Annotated in this window: 23 protein-coding genes; 11 read left to right on the forward strand and 12 right to left on the reverse strand. The window is 41.7% G+C overall.

Annotated features, from left to right (window positions below):
* Positions 1-122 precede the first annotated feature (122 nt).
* Positions 123-1523: an alkaline phosphatase gene (locus HMPREF9009_RS06535; RefSeq protein ID WP_049701751.1), complete on the forward strand. Its 1401-nt coding sequence runs from the start codon at positions 123-125 to the stop codon at positions 1521-1523.
* Positions 1524-1592: 69 nt separating this feature from the next.
* Here the strand turns inward: HMPREF9009_RS06535 and efp are convergent, their stop codons facing one another.
* Positions 1593-2159 carry an elongation factor P gene (gene efp / locus HMPREF9009_RS06540; protein ID WP_004312989.1) on the reverse strand — a complete coding sequence of 189 codons (567 nt, stop codon included), beginning with the start codon at positions 2157-2159 and terminating at the stop codon, positions 1593-1595.
* A 192-nt stretch (positions 2160-2351) separates the two neighbouring features.
* On the opposite strand from efp, the gene rpmH reads away from it, so the two are divergent.
* The 7 genes from rpmH to HMPREF9009_RS06575 all read left to right on the forward strand — a co-directional run bounded on the left by rpmH (position 2352) and on the right by HMPREF9009_RS06575 (position 7862).
* Positions 2352-2510 (forward strand): 50S ribosomal protein L34, encoded by a 159-nt coding sequence (gene rpmH / locus HMPREF9009_RS06545; RefSeq protein ID WP_004299762.1) that lies wholly within the window; start codon positions 2352-2354, stop codon positions 2508-2510.
* Positions 2511-2879: 369 nt separating this feature from the next.
* Positions 2880-3530: a PASTA domain-containing protein gene (locus HMPREF9009_RS06550; RefSeq protein WP_049702285.1), complete on the forward strand. Its 651-nt coding sequence runs from the start codon at positions 2880-2882 to the stop codon at positions 3528-3530.
* A 26-nt stretch (positions 3531-3556) separates the two neighbouring features.
* On the forward strand, positions 3557-4630 hold the full coding sequence (locus HMPREF9009_RS06555) for an RluA family pseudouridine synthase (protein WP_087322816.1): 1074 nt from the start codon (positions 3557-3559) through the stop codon (positions 4628-4630).
* A complete protein-coding gene (locus HMPREF9009_RS06560) occupies positions 4627-5601 on the forward strand; it encodes a D-alanine--D-alanine ligase (protein WP_004312992.1) in 975 nt (324 codons plus the stop codon). Before HMPREF9009_RS06555 ends, HMPREF9009_RS06560 begins: the two co-directional genes overlap by 4 nt.
* A gap of 7 nt (positions 5602-5608) precedes the next feature.
* Complete coding sequence (locus tag HMPREF9009_RS06565; protein ID WP_008024464.1) at positions 5609-6757, forward strand: 1-acyl-sn-glycerol-3-phosphate acyltransferase; 1149 nt, start codon at positions 5609-5611, stop codon at positions 6755-6757.
* Positions 6754-7455, forward strand: coding sequence for a NigD1/NigD2 family lipoprotein (locus tag HMPREF9009_RS06570; protein WP_008024467.1), 702 nt, complete (start codon positions 6754-6756; stop codon positions 7453-7455). Before HMPREF9009_RS06565 ends, HMPREF9009_RS06570 begins: the two co-directional genes overlap by 4 nt.
* 14 nt (positions 7456-7469) lie before the next feature.
* On the forward strand, positions 7470-7862 hold the full coding sequence (locus tag HMPREF9009_RS06575; protein ID WP_004312995.1) for a rhodanese-like domain-containing protein: 393 nt from the start codon (positions 7470-7472) through the stop codon (positions 7860-7862).
* A 177-nt stretch (positions 7863-8039) separates the two neighbouring features.
* On the opposite strand, the gene HMPREF9009_RS06580 is transcribed toward HMPREF9009_RS06575, so the two are convergent.
* The 3 genes from HMPREF9009_RS06580 to proB form a co-directional block, all read right to left on the reverse strand.
* Entirely contained in the window at positions 8040-8996 is a 957-nt protein-coding gene (locus HMPREF9009_RS06580) for a Rossmann-fold NAD(P)-binding domain-containing protein (RefSeq protein WP_008024468.1), read from the reverse strand.
* A gap of 79 nt (positions 8997-9075) precedes the next feature.
* Complete coding sequence (locus HMPREF9009_RS06585) at positions 9076-10332, reverse strand: glutamate-5-semialdehyde dehydrogenase (RefSeq protein ID WP_008024469.1); 1257 nt, start codon at positions 10330-10332, stop codon at positions 9076-9078.
* A gap of 420 nt (positions 10333-10752) precedes the next feature.
* On the reverse strand, positions 10753-11835 hold the full coding sequence (gene proB / locus HMPREF9009_RS06590; RefSeq protein WP_008024470.1) for a glutamate 5-kinase: 1083 nt from the start codon (positions 11833-11835) through the stop codon (positions 10753-10755).
* 105 nt (positions 11836-11940) lie between these two features.
* Between proB and HMPREF9009_RS06595 the strand changes: the two genes are divergently transcribed.
* Positions 11941-13089, forward strand: coding sequence for a pyridoxal phosphate-dependent aminotransferase (locus HMPREF9009_RS06595; RefSeq protein WP_044129917.1), 1149 nt, complete (start codon positions 11941-11943; stop codon positions 13087-13089).
* On the opposite strand, the gene HMPREF9009_RS06600 is transcribed toward HMPREF9009_RS06595, so the two are convergent.
* The 8 genes from HMPREF9009_RS06600 to ribD form a co-directional block, all read right to left on the reverse strand.
* Complete coding sequence (locus tag HMPREF9009_RS06600) at positions 13058-13291, reverse strand: DUF2007-related protein (RefSeq protein WP_004313000.1); 234 nt, start codon at positions 13289-13291, stop codon at positions 13058-13060. The genes HMPREF9009_RS06595 and HMPREF9009_RS06600 overlap by 32 nt on opposite strands.
* Before the next feature lie 73 nt (positions 13292-13364).
* Positions 13365-14207, reverse strand: a complete 843-nt coding sequence (murI, locus tag HMPREF9009_RS06605) for a glutamate racemase (RefSeq protein WP_049701752.1) — start codon at positions 14205-14207, stop codon at positions 13365-13367.
* Between the two features lie 108 nt (positions 14208-14315).
* Positions 14316-14831 (reverse strand): OmpH/Skp family outer membrane protein, encoded by a 516-nt coding sequence (locus HMPREF9009_RS06610; RefSeq protein ID WP_004310501.1) that lies wholly within the window; start codon positions 14829-14831, stop codon positions 14316-14318.
* Between the two features lie 56 nt (positions 14832-14887).
* Positions 14888-15403: an OmpH/Skp family outer membrane protein gene (locus HMPREF9009_RS06615; RefSeq protein WP_049701753.1), complete on the reverse strand. Its 516-nt coding sequence runs from the start codon at positions 15401-15403 to the stop codon at positions 14888-14890.
* 23 nt (positions 15404-15426) lie between these two features.
* Positions 15427-18081, reverse strand: a complete 2655-nt coding sequence (bamA, locus tag HMPREF9009_RS06620; RefSeq protein WP_004313003.1) for an outer membrane protein assembly factor BamA — start codon at positions 18079-18081, stop codon at positions 15427-15429.
* A gap of 30 nt (positions 18082-18111) precedes the next feature.
* The gene (locus tag HMPREF9009_RS06625) at positions 18112-18846 is read right to left on the reverse strand and encodes an isoprenyl transferase (RefSeq protein ID WP_004313004.1); all 735 of its coding nucleotides are present in this window, start codon (positions 18844-18846) and stop codon (positions 18112-18114) included.
* Positions 18847-18871: 25 nt separating this feature from the next.
* Complete coding sequence (locus tag HMPREF9009_RS06630; RefSeq protein WP_008645183.1) at positions 18872-20380, reverse strand: DUF6242 domain-containing protein; 1509 nt, start codon at positions 20378-20380, stop codon at positions 18872-18874.
* Positions 20381-20522: 142 nt separating this feature from the next.
* Entirely contained in the window at positions 20523-21578 is a 1056-nt protein-coding gene (ribD, locus tag HMPREF9009_RS06635; RefSeq protein ID WP_008645184.1) for a bifunctional diaminohydroxyphosphoribosylaminopyrimidine deaminase/5-amino-6-(5-phosphoribosylamino)uracil reductase RibD, read from the reverse strand.
* 36 nt (positions 21579-21614) lie between these two features.
* On the opposite strand from ribD, the gene prmC reads away from it, so the two are divergent.
* Both prmC and HMPREF9009_RS06645 read left to right on the forward strand, forming a co-directional pair.
* Positions 21615-22451, forward strand: coding sequence for a peptide chain release factor N(5)-glutamine methyltransferase (prmC, locus tag HMPREF9009_RS06640; RefSeq protein WP_049701754.1), 837 nt, complete (start codon positions 21615-21617; stop codon positions 22449-22451).
* The gene (locus HMPREF9009_RS06645) at positions 22448-22930 is read left to right on the forward strand and encodes a regulatory protein RecX (protein ID WP_004299786.1); all 483 of its coding nucleotides are present in this window, start codon (positions 22448-22450) and stop codon (positions 22928-22930) included. The genes prmC and HMPREF9009_RS06645 overlap by 4 nt, the downstream gene beginning before the upstream one ends.
* Positions 22931-22942 lie beyond the last annotated feature (12 nt).

A 22942-nucleotide genomic window follows, 5' to 3' on the forward strand; every position in this document is an offset into this window, starting at 1 on the left:
TTAAACGAAGTATGAAGCAGAGTTTGAGGGTTGGCCTCGGTTTTTATTGTGCCGGTGTAGAAAAACTCGATTTTTCTATATAATTTTGTAGACAAATAATCTAAAAATAAATATACTAGAGAATGAAAAAGTTAATCTACACGTTGTTCTTTGTCCTTATCTCCGTTGTAGCCAACGGGCAGGCAAAGTACGTATTCTATTTCATCGGGGATGGAATGGGAGTCAATCAGGTAAATGGTACGGAGATGTATCAGGCGGAAATTCAAAATGGACGCATTGGCGTCGAGCCTTTGTTGTTTACTCAATTCCCGGTTGCTACTATGGCAACTACTTTCTCTGCTAAAAATTCAGTAACCGACTCTGCTGCTGCAGGTACTGCATTAGCAACAGGCAAGAAGACCTATAATCATGCAATTTCTGTGGGAGAGGACAAGAATGCTATTCAGACTGTAGCTGAAAAGGCAAAGAAAGCTGGTAAGAAAGTTGGTGTAACTACTTCTGTTAGTGTAGATCATGCTACTCCTGCCGCATTCTATGCACATCAACCCGATCGTAATAGATATTATGAAATAGCTTTGGATTTGCCAAAAGCAAATTTCGATTTCTATGCAGGCGGTGGTTTCCTGAAACCTACCACCACTTATGACAAGAAAGAAGCTCCAAGTATTTTCCCTATTTTTGAAGAAGCCGGATATACAGTAGCACGTGGCTACAATGACTATAAGGCAAAAGCTGCAAAAGCAGAAAAGATGATCCTGATTCAGGAAGAAGGTGCTAATCCATCTTGTTTACCTTATGCTATCGATCGTAAAGAAGGTGATTTGACTTTAGCGCAGATTACAGAAAGTGCCATTGATTTTCTTACTAAAGATAATAAGAAAGGGTTTTTCTTGATGGTAGAAGGTGGCAAAATAGACTGGGCGTGTCATGCGAATGATGCTGCTACAGTGTTCAACGAAGTAAAGGATATGGATAATGCTATCAAGGTAGCTTATGAGTTTTATAAAAAGCATCCGAAAGAAACCCTTATTGTCGTTACTGCCGACCATGAAACAGGTGGTATCGTGCTGGGTACAGGAAAATATGAATTGAACCTGAAAGCATTGCAGCATCAGAAACATTCTGCTGACGGACTTTCACAACGTATCAGCGAATTGAGAAAATCAAAAGGCAATAAAGTGACTTGGGAAGATATGAAAACATTCTTGGGCGAAGAAATGGGTTTCTGGAAACAATTCCCTATTTCTTGGGAACAGGAAAAGAAATTACGTGATGAGTTTGAAAAATCATTTGTGAAGAATAAAGTCGTATTTGCTGAAAGTATGTACTCTAAGAGTGAACCGATGGCTGCACGTGCTAAGGAAGTGATGGATGAGATTGCTATGGTAGGTTGGGTAAGTGGCGGTCACTCTGCCGGTTATGTACCTGTATTCGCTATCGGCGCAGGTTCTCAACTGTTTGGAGAAAAGATTGATAACACGGAGATTCCTAAAAGAATTGCGAAAGCAGCCGGATACAAATAAATATCGATAAAGACATAAAAAAACCGGGAGTCCAAAAACTTCCGGTTTTTTTATATATGTTCTTGTCAATTATGCTTTTACACGTCCTACATAAGAACCATCGCGAGTGTCGATTTCAATTGTTTCACCTTCGTTGATGAACAATGGAACACGTACGGTTGCTCCTGATTCTACAGTGGCAGGTTTCAGCGTGTTGGTAGCTGTATCACCTTTCACGCCCGGTTCTGTATAAGTCACTTTCATTTGAACCTTGATCGGCATATCTGCATAAAGAACAGTTTCAGTAGAAGCGTCAGAAACAACTTCCAATACTGCACCTTCGAGCAGGAAGTCAACCCCGTTAATCAAATCGTGAGCGATAGGGTGTTGGTCGAATGTTTCTTGGTTCATGAAGATATAATCTTCTCCTTCTTTATACAAAAATTGGTACGGACGACGTTCTACGCGTACATCTTCCAACTTTTCACCGATGTTGAAACGGCGTTCAAGAACGTAACCGCTGACTACATCTTTCAGTTTAGTACGCATGAAAGTATTACCTTTACCTGGTTTTACATGCAGGAATTCGATACAGAAATAGAGCTTTCCGTCCATACGGATACAAGTTCCGTTTTTGATGTCTTGAGCATTAATCATACTGCTATTTTTCTTAATATATTATTGTTATTTAATTGTTTTCGCAGGAATTCGACTGCAAAAGTAATCTAAATCAGTAAAAAACACAAAAACTTTTGAGCAAAAATGAGTTATCTCTTGGTTAATTTAAAAAAAGTGCCTATTTTTGCAGCCCGATTACGTAGAATAATAACATAAAAACAAGATACAGTAATGAAAAGAACATTTCAACCCTCTAACAGAAAGAGAAAGAACAAACACGGTTTCCGTGAGAGAATGGCATCGGCTAATGGTCGTAGAGTATTAGCTGCTCGTCGTGCGAAAGGCAGAAAGAAACTGACTGTTTCTGATGAGTACAACGGACAAAAGTGATAATCACTTGTCATCAGGAAACAAAAAAGGCGGGGAGTTTAATCTTCGCCTTTTTTGTTCCCTGATTTTCAAAAGAATAGTCTGTTAAAAAGCAATGTTGTTTGTGCTTGTTTGTGACTTTTTATTTTTCTTTGTGGTATAGAATAAAACTCATAAACAAACATACGCAATGGAAGAGCAGATCCGGGACCTGAAAACCCGCATAAATATAATAAGGTTGTTGAAATCTATAGGAGTGGGGATTATAGTTGCAGCAATTCTGGCGATGATAAGCGTCCTTGCATAGTAGATGGGGACATTTTTCATCGCCTACTTTTTAAAAGTTCAACTATTTTGTCGTATCTTTGGCGCATATTAACAGCAATGCGTATGACTATTAAAGAATTCTTTTCTTTTAAAACAAATAAATTTTTCTGGGTGAACATTATCGCCATGATTGTAGTGGTGGTAGTGATGATATTCGGTGTATTGAAATGGCTTGATATACATACTCATCATGGTGAAACTGTTGCCGTTCCCGATGTGAAAGGGATGACGGTGGACGAAGCTGCGAAAATGTTCCGGAATCACGGTTTGGTATATGTGATTTCCGATACCAAATATGTAAAGGATAAAGCAGCAGGTATCATTCTCGAACTGAAGCCGGGAGTCGGTGAGAAAGTGAAAGAAGGACGTACGGTATATCTGACTGTCAATACGTTGGATGTCCCTTTGCGTGCTATTCCTGATGTGGCGGACAACAGCTCGCTCCGCCAGGCGCAGGCTAAATTGCTAAATGCCGGTTTCAAACTGAATCAGGTTCAATTGGTAAATGGTGAGAAAGACTGGGTATACGGCGTGAAGTACCAGGGACGCCAGTTGGCTGCGGGTGAGAAAATACCTGTGGGATCTTCGTTAACATTGATGGTCGGAAACGGCTCCGGTGATACGTCGGAAGAAGATTCAGCCGATGTTTCCGTAGATACGGACCAGCCGATTACGTCGGAATCATCATCTGCTCAAGATGATAGTTGGTTTTAATAGATAAATAACAGAAACGGACTCGCATGATAGAGGAAGAACTTCCGGATGAACTGGAGAATGATTTGGACGATATAGAACCTGTCGGTGACGAATTCCAGCTTTACGAACACTTCCGCGTGGTTGTAGATAAGGGACAGGCGATGGTCAGAGTCGACAAATATCTGTTCGAACGTATTGTCAATGCTTCGCGCAACCGTATTCAGAAGGCTGCCGAAGGCGGATTCGTTATGGCCAATGGCAAGCCGGTGAAGAGTAGCTACAAAGTGAAACCGCTGGATGTCATAACGGTGATGATGGATCGCCCCCGTTATGAAAACGAAATTATTCCTGAAGATATTCCCCTTACTATTGTTTATGAAGATCCATACGTAATGGTGGTGAATAAACCGGCAGGGTTGGTAGTGCATCCGGGACACGGAAACTATCACGGCACGCTGGTCAATGCGCTGGCTTGGCACATGAAGGATATACCGGATTACGATGCCAATGACCCGCACGTGGGACTTGTTCATCGCATCGACAAAGATACTTCGGGCTTGCTGGTGATTGCCAAGACACCGGATGCCAAAACAAATCTGGGACTCCAATTTTTTAATAAGACTACCAAACGCAGATATCGTGCTCTGGTGTGGGGCGTTGTGGAACAGGATGAAGGAACGATTGTCGGTAATATCGCCCGCAATCCGAAAGACCGGATGCAGATGGCGGTGATGTCCGACCCGACGGTGGGCAAGCATGCCGTTACGCACTACCGTGTATTGGAAAGACTGGGATACGTAACCCTTGTGGAATGTATACTTGAAACAGGACGTACCCATCAGATCCGTGTCCACATGAAGCATATCGGTCATGTATTGTTCAATGACGAACGCTATGGCGGGCATGAGATACTGAAAGGAACTCATTTTAGTAAATACAAACAGTTTGTAAATAATTGCTTTGACACTTGTCCCCGACAGGCTTTGCATGCTATGACGTTGGGGTTTGTGCATCCCGTCACAGGTGAGGAGATGTACTTTACTTCCGAACTTCCGGATGACATGACCCGGCTTATCGAGAAGTGGAGAGGCTATATAAGTAATAGAGAATTAGAATGAAACGCAACATCGCTATCGTAGCAGGAGGGGATACCTCTGAAATCGTAGTTTCCCTGCGTAGTGCACAGGGCATTTATTCCTTTATTGATAAGGAAAAGTATAATTTGTATATCGTGGAGATGGAAGGCCGTCGCTGGGAAGTACAATTGCCGGACGGAAATAAAGTGCCGGTAGATAGAAATGACTTTAGTTTTACGAACGGAACGGAAAAGGTTGTGTTCGACTTTGCTTATATTACCATCCACGGTACGCCTGGTGAGGATGGTCGCCTGCAAGGCTATTTTGATATGATGCGTATACCGTATTCCTGTTGTGGAGTATTGGCAGCTGCCATTACATACGACAAGTTTACCTGCAATCAATATCTGAAAGCTTTTGGAGTGCGCATTGCCGAATCATTGTTGCTGCGCCAGGGACAATCGATTTCTGACGAGGAAGTAGTGGAAAAGATCGGTCTGCCTTGTTTTATCAAGCCTAGTCTGGGAGGTTCGAGCTTCGGAGTTACGAAAGTAAAGACAAAAGAACAAATACAGCCGGCCATTGTTAAAGCTTTCGGAGAGGCGCAAGAAGTGCTTGTAGAAGCGTTTATGGATGGAACGGAACTGACTTGCGGCTGCTATAAGACCAAAGAGAAGACAGTTATCTTCCCGCCTACGGAAGTGGTGACGCACAATGAGTTCTTTGATTATGATGCTAAATATAATGGACAGGTAGATGAAATCACTCCTGCGCGTATCTCGGACGAACTGACCAAGCGTGTGCAGATGTTGACTTCGGCTATCTATGATATATTAGGTTGCTCCGGCATTATCCGTGTAGATTATATTGTGACTGCCGGTGAAAAACTGAATCTTCTCGAAGTAAACACTACTCCGGGAATGACTACTACCAGCTTTATTCCCCAGCAGGTGCGTGCAGCCGGACTGGATATAAAGGATGTGATGACCGATATTATTGAAAACAAATTTTAATCACGTGATGGATCTGACAGAGTTTAATGAAATTCGTCCTTACAATGATGAGGAACTTCCTCAAATCTTTGAGGAACTGATTGCCGATCCGGCTTTTCAGAAAGCTGCTACCGGGGCTATACCGAACGTTCCATTTGAACTTCTGGCGCAGAAAATGCGTGCCTGTAAGACTAAACTTGATTTTCAGGAGGCATTTTGCTATGGTATTTTGTGGAAGATAGCGGCAGATCATACCGCCGGGCTGACACTGGATCATACCGCCATACCGGATAAAAGTAAAGCTTATACGTATATATCGAATCATAGAGACATTATTCTCGATTCGGGCTTTCTCTCTATTTTGTTGATTGACCAGGGAATGGATACGGTAGAAATAGCGATTGGAGATAATTTGCTGATTTATCCCTGGATTAAGAAACTGGTACGTGTCAATAAATCATTCATTGTGCAGCGGGCATTGACAATGCGGCAGATGTTGGAATCTTCAGCACGTATGTCCCGTTATATGCATTACACCATTTCGGAGAAAAAACAGTCTATTTGGATTGCGCAGCGTGAAGGACGTGCAAAAGATTCGAATGACCGTACACAAGACAGTGTGTTGAAAATGCTGGCAATGGGCGGTGAAGGTGATTTGATAGACCGTTTGATGGAAATGAATATTGCTCCGCTTGCTATTTCATACGAATATGACCCGTGTGATTTTCTGAAAGCGCAGGAGTTTCAGTTGAAGAGAGACATCGAAGGGTATAAGAAGACGACGCAGGACGATTTGATTAATATGCAAACCGGTCTTTTCGGATATAAAGGCAGGGTACATTTTCAGGTTGCCCCTTGTCTGAATGATGATCTGAAAGAGTTGGACCGTTCGTTGCCGAAACCGGATTTGTTTGCCCGTATCTCTGCTTGTATTGACCGCCGCATTCATCGTAATTACCGGATATATCCGGGAAATTATGTGGCGTACGATTGGCTGAATGGCACGACGGAATTCGGGTCCAATTACACGGAAGAAGAGAAACAACAGTTTATGAACTATATTGAACAACAATTGGCAAAGATCAAGATTCCGAATAAGGATGAGGACTTTTTGCGTGAGAAGTTGTTATTAATGTATTCCAATCCGTTAGTTAATTATTTAGCAGCTTGCCGATGAAAAGAAGAAAATTACATGTTATTTGGTTGTGGGGATTGCTTTTCCTGATGACTGCCTGTGGAGATGATGATTATTATTATCCTTCGGTGAAACTGGAATTTGTGACTGTAGAGGCCGGGGAAGACGGTCGTATACAAACGCTTATTCCTGATAAGGGAGAGGCTTTGCCTGTGGCGGAAGACCGTACGGGTTCTACTATTGCCGCAAATACCTCCAGACGTGTAATGAGTAACTATGAAGTGCTTCCGGATGGAAGTGCGGCTACTATATATTCTTTGCAATCGCTCATTGTGCCGGTGCCTAAGCCGGAAGATGATCCTGTGTATAAAGACGGTATAAAGCAAGACCCGGTAGAGGTGGTCAGTATCTGGCTGGGGAGGGATTATCTGAATATGATTCTGAATCTAAAAGTCAGTACAGGCAAAGGACATACTTTCGGCATAGTGGAAGATGTGTCTGAACTTAAAACAAATGGTATTGTGAATATGTTATTATACCATGATGCGAACAGTGATGAAGAATACTATAATCGGCGTGCTTACATCTCTGTTCCTTTGGCGCAATATATTGATGAAGAGCATCCTGGCCGGACTATGAATATTAAGTTTAAATATTGTACGTACGATAAGGATGGATCTGCGGTAGTATCTGAAAAGTATTGTGATCCCGGGTTTGACTATACTCCTGGGCAGAATTGAATAATAGAGTATATATGTTTAAATTGAATCAATTAATCGTGGGGATATTTTTATTTCTCTCTTCCCTTTTCTCTTGTCAGCAGAAAGGAGATTTTCAATCCATGAATGTAGAGGAATTTGATTCTCTTATTCAGAATGAGGATATACAACGTCTGGATGTCCGCACACTTGCGGAATATTCGGAGGGGCACATCACGAAGACAATCAACATCAATGTGATGGATGATTCTTTTGCTTCAATGGCTGATTCATTATTACAGAAGGATAAACCGGTGGCTGTGTATTGCCGTAGTGGTAATCGGAGCAAGAAGGCTGCGGCAATTTTGAGTGAGAAGGGCTATAAGGTCTTTGAGCTTGATAAAGGATTTAATTCCTGGCAGGAGGCTGGCAAAGAAATAGAGAAATAAGGTAAAGTAAAGAGCGGGCGGTAAGTAATAGCCTGCTTTTATTTTAAATACAATAAGAACAAAAGAACATCTCAATTTTCAAATCCTGTTTTTATATTTATAAGTAGGATTTTAAGGAGATGTTCTTTTGTTCTTATGCGTTGATGGAAAAGGCTTTTCGGCCTCTTTATTTTTCGGTTATTTTAGTCCTTCCAATAGTCTCTTCAGAACGACAGTTGCCGAGATTTCACGATTAGCAGCTTCCGGAATAACGATTGATTGCGGGCTTTCGATCACATCGTCTGTCACAATCATATTTCTGCGAACCGGAAGACAATGCATGAAATAAGCGTTGTTGGTAACTGCCATTTGACGGTCGCTGACTGTCCAATCACGATCTTTACTTAATATCTGTCCGTAATTGTCGCCAGAATAAGCTGCCCAGTTCTTGGCATATATAAAGTCGGCTCCTTCGAAAGCCTTCATCTGGTCGTATTCTACTTTTGCGTTGCCTACAAATTGCGGGGCGAGTTCATAACCTTCGGGGTGGGTGATGACAAATTCGTAATCCGTTGCGTTCATCCATTCGGCAAAAGAATTGGGAACAGCTTGTGGCAATGGACGTGGATGTGGAGCCCAGGTCATGACCACTTTAGGACGTGCTGTTTTCTTGTATTCTTCAATGGTAATCAAGTCGGCAAAGCTCTGCAATGGGTGGCGTGTTGCCGCTTCCATCGAAAAGACGGGACGTCCGGAGTATTGGATAAATTGATTGATAATCGTTTCCTGATAGTCAAAGTCGCGGTTTTCGAAACGGGCGAAAGAACGTACTCCGATGAGATCACAATAACAGCCCATCACCGGAATGGCTTCTAAGATATGTTCCGGTTTATCGCCATCCATAATTACGCCACGTTCGGTTTCCAGTTTCCATGCACCTTGATTGATATCTAGTACCATTACATTCATTCCCAAGTTGATTGCAGCTTTCTGTGTGCTAAGGCGGGTGCGCAGACTGGAGTTGAAGAAGATCATCATCAAAGTCTTGTTTCGTCCCAGTTCTACATATTTGAAACGATCTTTTTTAATTTCGAATGCTTCTGCAAGGGCTGATTTTAAATCGCCGATGTCCTGTACGCAAGTAAATTTCTTCATATCATTTATCTTTTAATTCTTAATTTTCAATTAGTTTCGTTCAATACCTTGTTTGATTTTTAACGATAACGGTATCGTCTCAATTTCTTCTCGTTTGCCCGTCTCCTTCGATGACCCATTTGTAAGAGGTGATCTCTTCCAGTCCCATCGGACCGCGCGCATGTAGTTTTTGCGTACTGATTCCGATTTCTGCTCCTAATCCGAATTGCGCTCCGTCAGTGAAGGCAGTAGATACATTGGTGTATACGCAAGCTGCATCCACAATCTTTGTGAATAAGGCTGCACGTTCCTTGTTTTCGGTAACAATACACTCGCTATGTTTGGAGCTGTTTTCCTGAATATGGCCTAAGGCATCTTCGAAGCTTTTTACGGTCTTGACAGCCATTTTATAATCCAGAAACTCTGTGCCGAAACTTTCTGCTTTGGCGTGTTCCAGAAGTTCGGCAGGATAGCGGCCTTCTAATGCTTGATAAGCCTGTGCGTCAGCATAGATAATGACATGGCTGTCTTTTAGTTTCTCGCAAAGCATAGGGAGATCGGTCAGTCTTTTCTCATGTATAATGGTGCAGTCCAGCGCATTACATACGCTAACCCTGCGTGTCTTCGCATTGTGAATAATAGCTGCCCCCTTGTTTACATCTCCAAATTCATCAAAGTAAGTGTGACAGATACCTGCCCCTGTTTCAATAACGGGAATTTTTGCATTCTCGCGTACGAAATGAATCAGGCTGCTGCTGCCTCTGGGGATAATCAGGTCTACGTAACCCACAGCATTCAGCAATGCTGCCGTAGCTTCTCTATCAGCCGGAAGTAGTTCTACAATGTGTGGATTGATATTGAATTTCTTCAATACTTCGTGAATCACACTGATGATAGCCCGGTTGGAACAATCGGCATCACTTCCTCCTTTCAATATGCAGGCATTTCCACTCTTTAGACAAAGGGAGAAAACATCAAAACTGACATTCGGACGGGCTTCATAAATAATTCCTATCACTCCGAAAGGAACGCTGACTTTTGTCAATCTCATCCCATTGGGGCGAACACTTTCTTTCAACACTTTACCCAAAGGAGAGGGGAGTGTCGCTACATTGCGTGTGTCGGCAGCAATGCCTTTTAAACGTTCTTCCGTCAATTTCAACCGGTCGTACTTCGGATCATTTTTGTCCATCCGTGCGAGGTCTTTTTCATTCTCTGCAAGAATGAAAGGTGTTTCTGCAATTGCTGCGTCAGCTACTGCATTTAAAATCTGATTGATGATGTCATCATTCAGCAAGGCTAATTCCCGACTTGCCACCTGTACGGCAGCAAAGGTCTCGTTTAAATTTGTAGTCATTTGCTCCTTTTTTGCATTAAATGGAAAGATAAACTATGCAAATATAGTGAATGATGTGAATAAAACTTGTTGAAAACAGAAATAAATGTTGCTTTTGTGATGGTATATAGATTGTAGAGACATATAGTTCTAATTTCGTATCTCTTTTTCTGATTAGTTGAAAATTCATTTCGGTATAGAAATGAGGTAAACTCATACAATTATAATTCAAAAAAACTTCCGTAAACATTCTCAAGTATACTTATCCCTATGAGAAAAAATACTCATAGGTATGAGAAGAAATACTCATTATAATGAGAACTTTTTCTCATTGCAGTGAGAATATACCCTTGTTAGAATAGGCTGAAACAGTTCATTGCTGTTTCAGAAACAAGCTAATTTTAGTCTAAAATCGGATAAAACAGAAATTCTTATTATTAATTATTCAATGTATAGATAGTCATAATGTACTACCGGTTTCTTTCCATGCTTACCGATTGCTTCTTGCACCTGTTTGGAATCGCAGTTCACCTTTCCAACGCCCACTTGATTTCCTTGAAAGTCCATGATACGCACAATGTCATCTTTTTCAAATTCACCTTCAACGTGAGTAATTCCGATGGGGAGGATGCTGACAGCCTTTTCAGAGTTTAGAACTTCTGTCGCACATTCGTTGATGTGAATTTCTCCTTTAGCAAACCCCTCGCTATGAGCAATCCATTTTTTTACACTGGATACCGGTTCGTTTGAAGGGATAAAACGTGTACAAAGCGTTTCTTTCGGATGCTGAAGCAAATCTACCAGAATATTATCCCGTTTCCCGTTGGCAATAATCACTGTAATTCCTTCATCAGCTACTTTGCGGGCAATATTTGTTTTCGTCAACATTCCTCCCCGTCCGAAACTGGACTTCGTTGCCTGAATATAATTGGATAAATCTTTTCCGTGATCGATCTCCCGGATAACAGAAGAACCCGGATCGGCAGGAGAACCATTATAGATTCCGTCGATATTACTTAAGATAATGAGAGCCTGTGCATCCATCATGGAAGCGATGAGTCCGGACAATTCATCATTATCAGTGAACATAAGCTCGCTGACAGAAATTGTATCATTCTCGTTGACAATAGGAATAACATTATTTTCAAGCATTACCGTCATACAGTTTTTCTGATTCAGATAATGACGGCGGGTACCGAAACTTTCTTTCGTGGTTAACACCTGACCAACAGGAATACTATGCTCGCGGAAAAGTTCGTAGTAACGGTTGATGAGCTTAGCCTGACCTACGGCAGAAAACAACTGGCGTTGGTCTACACTATCGAGTTTTTTCTGTGGATGCACTTCACTGCGCCCGGAAGCAACAGCTCCCGAAGAAATCAGAATGATTTCCACCCCGGATTTATGTAATTCCGCTATCTGGTCAACAAGTGCCGACATACGGGTAACGTCCAGCGTTCCGTCGCGGCGTGTCAATACATTGCTTCCTACTTTTACTGCGATTCGTGTAAATTCCTGTTTCATTCCTACTAACGATTTGAAAGCACAAATATAGAGCTTTTTGCCGATATGTTACCAAAACAGGCTAAAAAGAATTATCTTTGCAGTCAGATAGAGAAAAGAAAAACAATGAAACATACAAACCCACAAGTAGAACAGATGACCTCTTTCATCGTAATGGATGTGTTGGAGAGGGCGAACGAATTGCAAAAACAAGGCATTGATATTATTCATCTGGAAGTTGGCGAACCCGATTTTGATGTGCCGGCCTGTGTGGCGGAAGCGGCAAAAGCGGCTTATGATCGTCATCTGACTCATTATACACATTCTTTGGGTGATCCGGAACTGCGACGGGAAATTGCCGCTTTTTATCTGCGCGAATATGGGGTAACGGTAGATCCGGATTGTATTGTCGTGACTTCCGGGTCTTCTCCGTCTATTCTTCTTGCATTGATGTTGCTCTGCAATCCGGATAGTGAAGTGATTCTTTCCAATCCGGGGTACGCTTGCTATCGCAATTTTGTGTTGGCAACGCAAGCCAAACCTGTTTTGGTTCCTTTGTCTAAAGAATATCTGCAATACGATATAGAGGCTATCCGTAAGTGTGTGAATCCGCATACTGCGGCTATCTTTATCAATTCTCCGATGAATCCGACCGGAATGTTGTTGGATGAAAAGTTCCTGAAAGAAGTGGCAGCGTTGGGAGTTCCTGTCATTTCAGATGAAATTTATCACGGCCTTGTGTATGAAGGGCGTGCGCACAGCATCCTTGAATATACCGATCAGGCTTTTGTCCTGAACGGATTCTCTAAACGCTTTGCGATGACGGGGCTTCGGTTGGGTTATTTGATCGCACCTAAATCTTGTATGCGATCTTTGCAGAAGTTACAGCAAAATCTGTTTATCTGTGCGTCCAGTGTTGCCCAGCAGGCAGGGATTGCCGCATTGCGGCAGGCTGAACCGGACGTGGAACGGATGAAGCTGGTTTATGATGAGCGTCGCCGGTATATGATTGCCCGTCTCCGGGAAATGGGTTTTGAAATAAAAGTAGAACCTCAAGGGGCATTTTATATTTTTGCTGACGCACACAAATTTACTACCGACTCTTATCGTTTTGCATTCGATGTACTCGAACATGCACACGTCGGTATTACTCCCGGGGTAGATTTTGGTACGGGAGGCGAAGGATATGTACGTTTCTCCTATGCAAACTCATTGGAGAATATCCGTGAAGGACTCGACCGTATCAGTCGTTATCTTTCTCGGCCCGGCTCCTGATAAGTGCAGTGGCCGCTTCGTATTGATCCTCGGTGACAAGAACGGATACGGAAGGAGCGATATAGGGTGCCAGTGTACCCATAATCCCATCTTTGATTACGCAACGGATGTCATTGCTTTCTAATAGCCCTTTGATGATCTCGGCTTCCCATGGGGATCCGGAGAATACTTCTATTGCTTTGCTATAATCTTCTTCTTTCATGATCTTGCTTATTAGGGGTTATCTACAAATATAACAAAAAAGAGAGAGAAACGGTTACTTTTTTTCTTAAATTTTATTCGAGCGTGATGTGTTTTACACTAATCTGCTGTTTCAGGAAAGTAGAGGCCGATTCTGAAAACTTTTCTTCCGCTTCGGTCGTGTAAAACTGACAGTTCCCATTCTTCGTGCATTTTGCATCCATCTCGGGATGTCTTTTCAGATAGTCTTTCAGACTTTCCGCAACATACTCGCCTTGCGCAATTACACTGACATGCTCTGGAATATATTGCCGGATTTTGGGTAGAAGTATGGGGAAATGAGTACATCCGAGAATGACAGTATCTATTTGAGGATCCTTTGATAGCAATTGGTCGATGTACTTCCGGATAAAATAGTCTGCTCCTTCGTCCTGTGATTCATTGTTTTCAACTAGTGATACCCACATCGGACAGGCTGTGCCGCTGACCTGGATTTCAGGAAATAGCTTGTGTATTTCCAACGGATACGATTCGGATTTGATGGTGCCTGCTGTTGCCAGTACACCGATATGCTGGTTTTTGCTTATCTCTCCGACACACTCTACGGTAGGGCGGATGACGCCGAGCACACGGCGAGCCGGATCGATGCCTGGTAAATCATTCATCTGAATACTGCGCAAAGCTTTTGCGGAAGCTGTATTGCAAGCTAATATAACCAGGTGGCAGCCCATATCAAATAGTTTGTTGACCGCTTGCCGGGTAAATTCGTATACGACTTCAAAAGAACGTGTTCCGTAAGGAGCACGTGCATTATCTCCCAAATAGATATAATCATATTCCGGTAATACTTCTCTTATTTTGTCTAAGATGGTCAGACCTCCGTAACCGGAGTCAAATACTCCGATCGGTCCGGGCGTATGGGATAGATGTTGCTTCATGACACACTTGATTTATATACGCAAATGTACGCCAAAAAAAGGGAAAGAGAAAGAAGTTGATCCTTCTTTCTCTTTCCCTTTTGGTATTTCTTTATTCTTGGTCAGTTCTTATTTGATACCAAGATTTGCTTTTACCTTGCTAGTCAAGTTGATACTCTGTGATTCGTTTACGTATGGAATCGAAGTTCTTGCCAGGTCGAAGATGTAGATTACACCTTCAGCAGCGCCTACGGCTTTGATAGCATTGTCCAACTTCTGATAGATAGGAGCCATGGCATCATTTTGTGCTTTCGCCATTTGCTGTTGAGCATCTTGTTGGAATTGCTCTTGTCTTTGCATCATATCTTGCAATTCTTTTTGTCTTCTTTCAGCGATGTTGGGAGGAAGAGAATCCTTAGCGATAGCTTGTTGGAATTCCTGATATTTCTTGTTGAATTCTTCCTGCGTTCTCTGAAGTTCAGCAGTAAGTTGTTTTTCTAAAGTCTGAATATCATTTTGAGCTTTGGTGAATTCCGGCATCACAGTGATGATTTCCTGTGCATTAATGTGGCCGAATTTCAGGTTCTGTGCAAATACACCCATTGGGAGTGCAAGCAACATTACAAGTGCAATTTTTTTTAGCATAGTTCTATAATTTATTTGAATGATTTTTAGTTATTTCCAGCTGCAAATGTATGAAATTAATTTGAATATCCTAATTTTCTTAGGATTTCATCACTAATATCTATGCGTGGATTTGCAAATATTATACCTGTAGCAGAGGCTCTGTCGATAATCAAATCATATCCATGTTGTTGTGATATAGCTTTCACAGCTTCATAAATATCGTCCTGAATTGGAGTAATCAACTTGTCTCTCATCTTGGCTAATTCGCCTTCCGGACCGAAGTAGTTACGCTTCAACTCGGCTGCTGCTTTTTCTTTAGCTACGATTGCATCTTCTGTCTTTGTTTTTTGTGCGGCAGAAAGAGTGGAAGATTTTGCCTGGTAATCCTGGAACATCTTCTGTGCTTCTTTTGCCAGGGCTTCTACTTCGCTCTGGTATTTCTTCGTAGCTTCTTGCATTTGCTCATTAGCGCTTTGAGCTGCCGGAATATTCTTCATGATATATTCCGTATCGATCAGTGCAAACTTCTGTGCATTTGCCGCCATGCTGACAGCAAACAGCACCATGATTAATAGAACAGACTTTCTCATAACGTTTAGTTTTTGATGATACATTAGAATTCTTGTCCTAAGATAAAGTGGAATTGACTTCCTCCGTATTGTTTAGAACCAAATACTTTATCGAAACCGTAACCCCAGTCAATACCCATCATACCAATCATCGGCAGGAAGATACGAACACCGACACCGGCAGAACGTTTCAACTCGAATGGATTGAATTTCTTGATATCGTGCCATGCGTTACCAGCTTCAAGGAAACCTAACACATAAATGTTAGTACTTGTTTCCAGCATCAACGGATATCTTAATTCAATACCGAGGCGTGCGTAAGCATAACCTTCAGATCCGTATGGAGTTAATGAGCTGTTTTCGTAACCGCGCAAAGCGATACTTTCAGTTGCATAAGTTGAATAACCGGTCATACCGTCACCACCCACGTCGAATGTTCCGAACGGAGATTTTTTGTATTGGTTGTAGTGACCTAACAAACCGAATTCAGTACGTGTCATTAACACCAGACATTTCGGATGTGCAATCGGGTCCATCAACGGAGTATACGTTTTGCCTTTGAATTTCCATTTGTGGTATTCTATCCATTTATGAAGTTTATTCATGTTGTCCTGGGTAATGCTACCTGTTTCAGGGTTACTATAATATCCCTTATAGTCTTTACCGTCCATCAATGAGTAAGGCGGTGTAAGCTGAACTGACAATGAGAAATCTGAACCTGAACGGGGGAAGATCGGGTTGTCAATAGAGTTACGTGCCAAAGTCAATGAAATGCTAAGGTCATTACATTTTCCATTGGTTACCGGGAAGTATTGCCAGTCGCTCAAGTTGTAGCGTTGGTAAGCTAATTCGGCAGAAAGAGTGAAATAGTCATCCGGCCATTTCAGACGTTTACCCCAACCTACGGAAAGTCCCCACATCTTGATAGACTTGTCCGGGTCATAATAGTTTTCGTAGTTGTTATAGTTACCGTAATTGTACATACCATAACCACCGTAACCACTATACATGCTGTTGTAGTAGTTGTTGAAATAGCTGGAATTGTAGTAACGGCTACTGATGTCTGTTTGTACAGAGAAGAAAGCCGATACAGAGAATGAGTTCGGACGTTTACCGCCAAACCATGGATCGAAGAATGAAATACTGTATGATTGGTAGTATTTAGCATTCGTCTGTCCGCTGATGGTCAATGTCTGTCCGTCACCTTGCGGCAGGATACCACGGTAGTTTTCACCCGGGTGTAACAGGTTGGCTACGGAGAAGTTGGTAAACTTCAAACTCAACTTACCAATGATACCCGTTTGTCCCCAACCGGCAGAGAACTCTACCTGGTCGTTGGCTTTGGAAGTCAAAGGCAAGCCTATGTCAACAGTTCCGTTCATCGGATCCGGTTGAATATCCGGTTGCAGTTTTTCCGGGTCAAAGTGGCCCATTTGCTGGATTTCACGCAAAGAACGCATCAAGTCTTCTTTGCTGAACAGCTGTCCCGGGCGGATACGAAGTTCACGGCGAACGACGTTTTCATACAAACGGTCGTTACCACTGATCTTAATCTTATTGATAGTAGCCTGACGGCCTTCATAGATTCTCATTTCGAGGTCGATAGAGTCGCCTACGATATTTACTTCTACCGGATCAAGGTTGTAGAAGAGGTAACCGTTATTGTAATATAAGTTACCGATAGCATCGTCGTCTGTAGAAACACGCTCATTCAACAACTTCTGGTTGTATACATCGCCTTTCTTCATACGAAGCAGGAAGTTCAACTGTTCCGACGGATAAAGAGTATTACCTACCCATGTCACGTTACGAAGATAGTATTTCTGACCTTCGTCTATATCCAAATATACATCTACTGTCTTTTCATCATATTGTGAAACGCTGTCTTTAACGATCATTGCATCACGATATCCCAGCTCATTATACTTGTCGATGATAAGTTGTTTATCTGCTTCAAAGTTTTCCGGCACGAATTTCTTGGTGCGGAACAAGTTTAGAAGTTTACCTTTCTCATTGGTTTTCTTCATTACTTTTTTCAGCTTGGAAGCTTTGATTGCAGTGTTTCCTGCAATGGTGATTTTGTGTACTTTGATTTTCTCCTTTTTGTCTATATCAATATCCACAATCACCTGATTCTCGCTGGAAGGATCGTCTTTCTGTGCGATGATTACTTCGGCATTTTTGAATCCCTTGTCATCAAAATAACGTTTGATCAATGTTTTGGCACGGTCTACGGTATTCGGAGTAATCTGCATACCTTTTACCATTCCTAGCTTGGCCTCAAGGTCGGTACGTTCTGACTTTTTCACACCGTGGTAGCGTACATCTGCGATACGTGGGCGTTGTGTCAGACTGATTTTTAACCAGATTTTGTTGCCTTCTATTTTCTCGGCTGTGATTTGTACATTTGAGAACAAACCATGACGCCAATAACGTTTGATTGCTCCAGTGATTTCGTCACCCGGCACAGTAATTGTTTGTCCTACCGATAGTCCGGATAGTCCAATCAATACATAGTCTTCATAATTCTTTACGCCTTCGACTTTAATATCTGCTATCTCATACTTTTTGGGTGTTCCGGAGTATAAGATGACAGGTTTTGAGTCTTCATCAGTGTTAGCATTTTGCGCAACGCCTGTTGTCGCAAAGCAGCACAGGCAGACAAACGTTATGAATATAAAGGAAATACGATAATGCATTTATGTTATAATTTGATGTTTCGAGTTATATTAGCTGATCTGTTCACTGGTTTTGCCGAATCGGCGTTCCCTTTGTTGGTATTCCCAAATGGCTTTGTAGAGTTCTTCTTTGTCGAAGTCCGGCCAGAAGGTATCACAAAAATAAAGCTCCGAATAAGCACATTGCCATAAGAGATAATTGCTTAACCGGATTTCTCCTCCCGTGCGGATCAGTAAATCCGGGTCGGGCATAAAATTAGTATCCAGATGAGATGAGATACACTCATCGGTTATTTGCTCGGGAGATATTTCTCCCGTTTTTACCTGCGTTGCTATTTGCCGTACCGCTTCTGTTATTTCCCAACGGGATGAGTAACTAAGAGCTAGTACCATATACATTCCACTATTCTTGGATGTGCGTTCTATACATGACGTCAAACTTTTCTGAACTTCAACCGGTAACTTCTTGAAATCACCGATTACGTTGAAGCGAATATTGTTCTTCATCAGTGTCTCTTCTTCAATAGATTCTAGCAATAGATTCATCAAAGCCGCTATCTCGTCTTGCGGCCGATTCCAGTTCTCGGTTGAGAAGGTATAAAGTGTCAGGTACTTAATCCCCAGTCTGGCAGCATCTTCAGTAATATTCTGTACCGTTTCTGCGCCAGCACGGTGACCGTAAGTACGTTCTTCCCCTCGTTGTTTTGCCCATCGTCCGTTTCCATCCATAATGATGGCTACGTGTTGTGGTATCCGAGTTTTGTCTATTTGTTCTATATAGGACATCTTTTTATTTTAAACGTATACGTTTTTATTTCTTGGCATTTGCCAAATCAAACCATAGCTGATTAAGACGACCACGCCATACCTCTGAATCATGCTCATATGTGCGTGGTTCAGTTGTGGTTGCCTTTGTACTTTCTTCTTTCTCTACCTCTTCTTCAAAACTTGCACTTCCTTTACTAAAGATAATCCATAGATTTTGAGTGTCAGGATCTAGTACCATTGAATAGTTGGTTTTGCCTCTGAATTCAGGATCTACATCGGGATCTGGAGTTCCTCCTTTGCTCCAATCTCTATGGGGGAAAGAGAACTTAGGATTCGCCTTTTTCCAGAATAATCCTTGATTGGAAACATAAATAGAACTGAAGTCTTGACCAAATATGTATACTAAGTCATTATAATATATAATAGATGGTTGAGTGTATTTAGGGCAGTATGCAACAGAGGAAGTAGTTGAGAACTCAACCCATTTGTTTCCGTCATATGCCCATACAATGGTCGTTTCTAATTTACTGTCATCAGCCAAAGTCGCAGTTTCTGTATCTCCTACTAGAAGGACTGAATTAATATTTGTCGAAGACTTATATACTGTATAGGATATATTTTTAGTTGGAAATTTAGATGGCACTTTTCCTCCATTTTCAGCTTTATCCAAAGTCTCTTTTGGTACATCATTTGTTTGATAATAGAAATAGCGTTGGTTATCTGCTCCTTTCTTTATATAACAAATTCTGCTGACATCGTTATTAGTCAATGTGGCTAGTAGCAATTCCACTCCCTCACCAAACATCGTTGATTCATTCCATTTTTCTCCATCTGCCGATTCATATACTTTACCATCACCATTGGAGGTGGCATATAACATGGTTCTGCTTCTGTTGAATTGGAAGGCAATGATAGAAGTCGGAAGTTTGCCTTTTGGTAATCCCTCTATTTCTTTATACTCCCAACTGCCAAAGTTTGTTAAAGAGTTTTTGTATGCATATAACTTTGTGCCAACTACAGAGTATGTGAGAACTTCACTTCCAAAAATAATAGATTTTTGTTCTCCTACAATTTGGTCATCTATTTTATTCATATATTTCCACCTTAACGAATCCGGATCATAGTCATGCACATTTACTTTGATCTTGTATTCCTTAGTTTGATTAGGAGATATACCCGCTAATGCTTCTGTTGACCATACTTTTATAATAAGTTCTTTCCGAAGATCGATTGAATCATTAATGTTTAAGACAGAATCGTTTCCGCTTTTGTCCTTCATCGTAACGACACCTGATGCCGTTGTTAATGTTTTGATTAAAATCTTGTCAATGATGGTATCGGCATGAACAGGAAGAGAGTCTTCGTTATAGATTTCACGTGATAATTGGTCAATAGTGAATTTATAACTCCCAAGGCCTGCTGTGTCAAGTGCAAACGCATGTATAGTTGCATCCGGGCTATATTCGATGTTATTATCGTCATCAAGACATGACGTTATAACAAATGACACCATGAAAAAACTCGCAATGAATGATAAAAACTTTATTTTCATTTGAAAGATTGTGTTTATTTACAAGTTGCAAAAATAGAAACATTTTTTCCGATAATGAACATTACAGGTAAGTTTTATATAAAATTATAGATAATAACACTGTTTTTATCGACGTAAAACCCCCTGAATAGAACTATCTTAGCTATAATCGACGAACATAATGCCAAATTTGTCTTTCGAAGTGTTCTTCTATCGAATAACTAAAATTATCGTCCATTTGAGGTGCTTTAACACCGGAGTGTAATCGGCCGGGGCACTTTTCGATATAGGCTTCATCCCATAGCTCATTATCAATGAATGATTGCAGCAATTGCCTGCCTCCTTCCACCAATAATGATTGTATTTTTCGTTGATACAATGCTTCCATGATCTGTTTCAGTGGGTTATGGTTAAAGTTGATGGTGATATATGTGATGTTCTTTTTTTCTGGCTGTTGCTTTTCGGTAAAGATTAATGTAGGCACGTTGCCATCGAATATTTGTGAATCATTAGGTAGGGATAGCGTGCGATCTAACACAACGCGTATCGGGTTGTGCCCATACCAGTTGCGTACCGTAAGTGACGGATTATCCAATAAAGCAGTTCGCCTGCCTACCATAATCGCATCCGCCTCCGCTCTTTTTTTATGCACTAGCATGGAAGTAAGAGGAGAGGAGAGGACTACCGGTTTTCCGTCTGTACGTTCTATATCAATAAAGTGGTCGGCTGATTCTGCCCATTTCAGTGTAATGAAAGGACGGTGAAGCGTATTAAAAGTGATAAAACGGCGAATCAGCGATTTACATTCTTCCTCTAATACACCGACTGTCACTTCTCGTCCGGCATCCCGTAATTTCTGAATTCCCCGTCCCGCCACTTCTGAAAAAGGGTCTTGACAACCGATAACAATGCGTGGAATCTGCTTCTCTATAATAAGATCGGCACAAGGAGGCGTTTTCCCATAGTGGGAACAAGGCTCCAGACTGACATAAATCGTGGAACGTTTCAATAATGACTCATCTTTGACAGAACGGATCGCATTAACCTCCGCATGCGCCTCTCCACAGCGAATGTGGTAACCTTCGCCGATAATTCGCCCGTCACATACGATAACGGCCCCTACCATCGGGTTTGGAGATACGTTGCATAACCCATTCTTTGCAAGCTCAATGCAACGTCTCATGTATTTTTCTTCTTCCATTTTGGTGCTCTTCGCCATATTATTCTTACTTTTGCACTCCGAAATTGTGAAAATATGAATCGTATCACCGCTTACATTCGCCAATCTTTGCAGGAAATCTATCCACCGGAGGAGGTAAAAGCCCTTTCGATGCTGATTTGTTGCGACATGTTAGGTTTAGATGCGCTCGATATTTACATGGGCAAAGATATAATTTTATCCGAATGCAAACAGCGTGAATTAGAAAACATTATATTCCGTTTACAGAAAAATGAACCTATACAGTACATTCGTGGTATTGCGGAGTTTTGTGGAAGGAATTTTAAGGTTGCTTCCGGCGTGCTGATTCCCCGGCCGGAGACTGCGGAGCTTGTAGAACTAATAGTAGAGGAGAATCCGAATGCTCGTCGTCTATTAGATATAGGTACGGGAAGCGGATGCATTGCGATCTCTTTGGATAAAAAACTTCCGGATGCAGAAGTAGAAGCTTGGGATATTTCCGAAGAAGCATTAGCTATTGCTCGTAAAAACAATGACGCCTTGGAAGCTCGGGTGAGATTTCTACAAAGAGATGTTCTGGCCGATGACTGGGAAAAGATACCGTCTTTTGATGTTATTGTCAGCAATCCGCCTTATGTGACCGAAACGGAAAAGAACGAAATGGACGCTAATGTCCTTGATTGGGAACCGGGGCTGGCCCTGTTTGTTCCTGACGAGGATCCTTTACGGTTTTATAATCGTATTGCCCGTCTAGGAAGTGAATTACTCTTGCCGGGTGGGAAACTTTATTTTGAAATCAACCAGGCCTATGGCCGGGAGACAGCACACATACTTGAAATGAACCAATATCGTGATGTTCGTGTTATAAGAGACATATTTGGAAAAGATAGAATAGTTACAGCTAACCGATGAGTGCACAATTAACTGATGAAGAGGCTTTAAATCGCGTAGCCTCTTACTGCTCCACTGCCGAGCATTGTCGGGCAGAAATAAATGAGAAGTTACAACGTTGGGGAATTGCCTATGATACCATTGCGCGTATTCTTGACCGACTGGAATCAGAGAAGTTTATCGATGATGAACGTTTCTGCAGAGCTTTTGTGAATGACAAGTTCCGCTTTGCCAAGTGGGGGAAAATGAAAATAGCCCAAGGGCTTTATATGAAGAAGATCCCATCTGATGTGGCATGGCGTTATCTGAACGAGATTGATGAAGAAGAATACCTTTCTATTCTGCGTGACCTGCTGGCTTCCAAACGGAAAAGTATCCATGCAGCAGACGATTATGAATTGAATGGAAAGCTGATGCGATTCGCTATGAGTCGTGGTTTTGAACTGAAAGATATTAAGCGTTGTATCGACATTCCCGATGAAGAGGAACAAATTGACTGAAAAAATAAACGG

Origin of the sequence: Bacteroides sp. 3_1_13, from assembly GCF_001185845.1 — a bacterium.
GTDB classification, from domain to species: Bacteria; Bacteroidota; Bacteroidia; order Bacteroidales; family Bacteroidaceae; genus Bacteroides; species Bacteroides xylanisolvens.

Bases quoted from the DNA above. Each gene is read 5' to 3' on its own strand.
- bamA (WP_004313003.1), bottom strand. From the start codon at position 18,081: ATGCATTATCGTATTTCCTTTATATTCATAACGTTTGTCTGCCTGTGC.
- HMPREF9009_RS06580 (WP_008024468.1), bottom strand. From the start codon at position 8,996: ATGAAGAAATTTACTTGCGTACAGGACATCGGCGATTTAAAATCAGCC.
- HMPREF9009_RS06555 (WP_087322816.1), top strand. From the start codon at position 3,557: ATGATAGAGGAAGAACTTCCGGATGAACTGGAGAATGATTTGGACGAT.
- HMPREF9009_RS06575 (WP_004312995.1), top strand. From the start codon at position 7,470: ATGTTTAAATTGAATCAATTAATCGTGGGGATATTTTTATTTCTCTCT.
- HMPREF9009_RS06550 (WP_049702285.1), top strand. From the start codon at position 2,880: ATGACTATTAAAGAATTCTTTTCTTTTAAAACAAATAAATTTTTCTGG.
- HMPREF9009_RS06600 (WP_004313000.1), bottom strand. From the start codon at position 13,291: ATGAAAGAAGAAGATTATAGCAAAGCAATAGAAGTATTCTCCGGATCC.
- ribD (WP_008645184.1), bottom strand. From the start codon at position 21,578: ATGGCGAAGAGCACCAAAATGGAAGAAGAAAAATACATGAGACGTTGC.
- HMPREF9009_RS06565 (WP_008024464.1), top strand. From the start codon at position 5,609: ATGGATCTGACAGAGTTTAATGAAATTCGTCCTTACAATGATGAGGAA.
- HMPREF9009_RS06535 (WP_049701751.1), top strand. From the start codon at position 123: ATGAAAAAGTTAATCTACACGTTGTTCTTTGTCCTTATCTCCGTTGTA.
- HMPREF9009_RS06615 (WP_049701753.1), bottom strand. From the start codon at position 15,403: ATGAGAAAGTCTGTTCTATTAATCATGGTGCTGTTTGCTGTCAGCATG.
- rpmH (WP_004299762.1), top strand. From the start codon at position 2,352: ATGAAAAGAACATTTCAACCCTCTAACAGAAAGAGAAAGAACAAACAC.
- HMPREF9009_RS06585 (WP_008024469.1), bottom strand. From the start codon at position 10,332: ATGACTACAAATTTAAACGAGACCTTTGCTGCCGTACAGGTGGCAAGT.
- proB (WP_008024470.1), bottom strand. From the start codon at position 11,835: ATGAAACAGGAATTTACACGAATCGCAGTAAAAGTAGGAAGCAATGTA.
- HMPREF9009_RS06630 (WP_008645183.1), bottom strand. From the start codon at position 20,380: ATGAAAATAAAGTTTTTATCATTCATTGCGAGTTTTTTCATGGTGTCA.
- murI (WP_049701752.1), bottom strand. From the start codon at position 14,207: ATGAAGCAACATCTATCCCATACGCCCGGACCGATCGGAGTATTTGAC.
- HMPREF9009_RS06595 (WP_044129917.1), top strand. From the start codon at position 11,941: ATGAAACATACAAACCCACAAGTAGAACAGATGACCTCTTTCATCGTA.
- efp (WP_004312989.1), bottom strand. From the start codon at position 2,159: ATGATTAATGCTCAAGACATCAAAAACGGAACTTGTATCCGTATGGAC.
- HMPREF9009_RS06645 (WP_004299786.1), top strand. From the start codon at position 22,448: ATGAGTGCACAATTAACTGATGAAGAGGCTTTAAATCGCGTAGCCTCT.
- HMPREF9009_RS06625 (WP_004313004.1), bottom strand. From the start codon at position 18,846: ATGTCCTATATAGAACAAATAGACAAAACTCGGATACCACAACACGTA.
- prmC (WP_049701754.1), top strand. From the start codon at position 21,615: ATGAATCGTATCACCGCTTACATTCGCCAATCTTTGCAGGAAATCTAT.
- HMPREF9009_RS06560 (WP_004312992.1), top strand. From the start codon at position 4,627: ATGAAACGCAACATCGCTATCGTAGCAGGAGGGGATACCTCTGAAATC.
- HMPREF9009_RS06570 (WP_008024467.1), top strand. From the start codon at position 6,754: ATGAAAAGAAGAAAATTACATGTTATTTGGTTGTGGGGATTGCTTTTC.
- HMPREF9009_RS06610 (WP_004310501.1), bottom strand. From the start codon at position 14,831: ATGCTAAAAAAAATTGCACTTGTAATGTTGCTTGCACTCCCAATGGGT.